The organism is Microcoleus sp. F4-D5, assembly GCF_036704885.1.
GTDB lineage: Bacteria > Cyanobacteriota > Cyanobacteriia > Cyanobacteriales > Microcoleaceae > Microcoleus.
Window position 1 is genome coordinate 1 of the sequence record NZ_JAUBSX010000174.1, and the last position, 2,614, is coordinate 2,614.

The 2,614-nt window shown below is 36.5% G+C and carries 4 protein-coding genes; all 4 read left to right on the plus strand.

Translation table 11 applies throughout. The features are described 5' to 3' along the window. Nucleotides 1-472 precede the first annotated feature (472 nt). The 4 genes from QUA80_RS33320 (at nucleotide 473) to QUA80_RS33335 (ending at nucleotide 2,568) form a co-directional block, all read left to right on the plus strand. Nucleotides 473-766: a hypothetical protein gene (locus tag QUA80_RS33320; RefSeq protein ID WP_333429171.1), complete on the plus strand. Its 294-nt coding sequence runs from the start codon at nucleotides 473-475 to the stop codon at nucleotides 764-766. A 24-nt stretch (nucleotides 767-790) separates the two neighbouring features. Continuing rightward, the gene (locus QUA80_RS33325; RefSeq protein ID WP_333429172.1) at nucleotides 791-1,120 is read left to right on the plus strand and encodes an ISAzo13-like element transposase-related protein; all 330 of its coding nucleotides are present in this window, start codon (nucleotides 791-793) and stop codon (nucleotides 1,118-1,120) included. A gap of 25 nt (nucleotides 1,121-1,145) precedes the next feature. Beyond that, entirely contained in the window at nucleotides 1,146-1,685 is a 540-nt protein-coding gene (locus tag QUA80_RS33330) for an ISAzo13 family transposase (RefSeq protein ID WP_333234379.1), read from the plus strand. A 334-nt stretch (nucleotides 1,686-2,019) separates the two neighbouring features. Further along, a complete protein-coding gene (locus QUA80_RS33335) occupies nucleotides 2,020-2,568 on the plus strand; it encodes a hypothetical protein (protein WP_333429173.1) in 549 nt (182 codons plus the stop codon). Nucleotides 2,569-2,614: the final 46 nt, after the last annotated feature.

Consider the following 2,614-nt stretch of genomic DNA (forward strand, 5'->3'; position numbering starts at 1 on the left):
CACTAAGGAACATAAATTTGATTTTCCCAAAATTCATCAATATTGTACATAGAAAATCATTTAGGATCGCTATATTAGGCTTCACTTAGGCCAAGTCATCACTCATTGGTCGTTAGTAATTATTAGGAATCGCACCACACTACATATAGTGTGTCTGCGTCCAGGACTGTACAACGTAGTTTCCAAAGCATTTACTTTTGCAATCGGTTTTTTCGTATTTTTGCGAACAAATTAAGTTACTTTTTATACAGCCGACGGGTAAATCAGTTTGGCGATCGCCAGTCCAAAGTTGTCAAAAGCCGAAAATTCCTAGTGTGACGCTTCAAATACGGAAGTAAGGAATGAAAAATAAATAACTTGATGTATTTTCGGATATAATGAAAAACAGCCCTCGCTCACCATTTTCACCAAAAGTGAGAGAAACTTGCTTTCTTATTTTTCTATTTTACCACCCTACCTTACCTTTAAATCTATGTTTTATTCTAGTTCACTTGAGTCAGAAATGAAGAAACTTTATAACTCTTTATCAGAAAAGGATAAAAGAAGGTATGCAGCGATAGAAGCCCAAAAACTGGGATGGGGTGGAATTAGCTATATAATGCAACTTTTCGGCTGCAGTCGAAATACTATTGTTCAGGGAATTGAAGATTTAGAAAAAATGGATGAAACGACAATCGATAATTTAAGAATCAGAAAAAAAGGAGGCGGCAGAAAAAGTATTTTATCTACTCAGATCGGCATTAATGAAGCCTTTTTAGAAGTCTGAAAATTTCAGACAGCGGGAGACCCAATGAATGAGTTAATTAAATGGACTAATTTGACGCATAAAGAAATAGCTTTAGGACTGAGGTCTGCCGGATTTATTATTAGTCTTCCTCTAATAAGTAAACTTTTAAAAAAGCATGGATATGTCAAGCGAAAAGCACAAAAAAAGCAAACAATAGGAACTAATAAAAATCGTAATTCTCAATTTGAAAATATTGCTATGCTCGACACACAGTATAGAAAAGCAGGTAATCCCATTATTAGTTTTGATACCAAAAAGAAAGAAGTTTTAGGGAATTTGTATCGTCACGGTACTCTTTATACAACCGAACCTGTCATTACTGTCTTACCATGATTTTTGGAGTTTAGGTTGTGGTAAAGTGATTCCACATGGAATTTACGATTGCCAAAAAAATCGAGGATATGTAACATTAGGTAACAGTAAAGATACCAGTGAATTTGCTTGTGAATCCATCAAACACTGGTGGAATAATTATGGAAAAGCCGCCTATCCTCATGCCAATTCGATTCTAGCTAAGTGTGATGGTGGCGGTAGCAATAATGCTAATCATTATATCTTTAAGCAAGATTTACAAAAGTTAGTAGATGAAATTGGAATTGAGATCAGAATAGCTCATTACCCTCCGTATACATCTAAATACAATCCCATTGAACATCGACTCTTCCCTCATATAACCAGAGCCTGTCAAGGAGTGATTTTTACAAGTCTAAATTTAGTCAAAAGTCTCATGGAAAAAACTCACACTAACAAAGGTCTATCTGTAGTTGTAAATGTGGTAGATAAAATCTATGAAATTGGTCGAAAGGTGACTGATGATTTTAAAAAAAATCTGAAAATTGTTTTTGATGAATATTTACCCAAATGGAATTATCGAGCGGTACCTCAACTCACGAATTAATCAAGTTATTAATTTTTCATTCCTAAGTTAAAGCTGTGATGAAGTTTACTTCAAGATGGTGAAAACCGCTTTCGATCGATAAAAATTACTGATATTCTCAAATCTATCTGTTAACAACAGCAATAAAAAAAACAACTTATTGCGATCGCATCAAATTTTTGTCAGCCTTGCTGGCAGGTTTTCACCTGTCGATATCGCAGCTTCCGTCCTCAATAAAAAAAACAAAATTCCAGCAGTGTCTGGACTCGCTTTGCTTGCAAAAATTTAAAAATCAACTCCTCAAATTAGGAATAATTTGAGCAATTTTCATCATCAAAAAACCAAACTTTAAATCATGTCACCAATCGAAGCATCTACCCCAAAACTAACTGCAAATATTTCCCTCATTCCCGACATTCCAGAAGAATTGCAACTAGCAAATTCTACCAATAATTACTCTTCTCCCCCAAACAATCTCCTAACCGCTAACGAAACCTCCTCCACAAACTCCAGCCTTGAACTATTACCATCAAACAACCAAATCCTCGATAAAAGCCCAGAAACATCTCCCCAACAAGCAGAGATAGACGCCTTCATCCTCAACAAAGATTCAACACCAACAACCAACAGCCTTCCCGAAAAACCGCAAATATCCACCACTCAAACCGACGCAATCACAGGCAATACAGCCAAACCAGCAACTCAAAATAACATTTTTTTCGACTCCGGCATTTTCCAAGCAGACGAAACAGGTAAAATTCTGTTCGATTACCTATCAGACGGAGGCCGGTATCAAGGAGAACTAGCAATTATCAGCCTGACAGGAATGCAGGAATTTGTTCCCGATTCCGAAGCATTTATCAGAGAAGCAGCCCTTACTTTTCACGGCATCTCTGAAAGGTAGAGTAGGAGGTCATTCTAGGCAAAAGGGGTAGATGGTGATATCATCT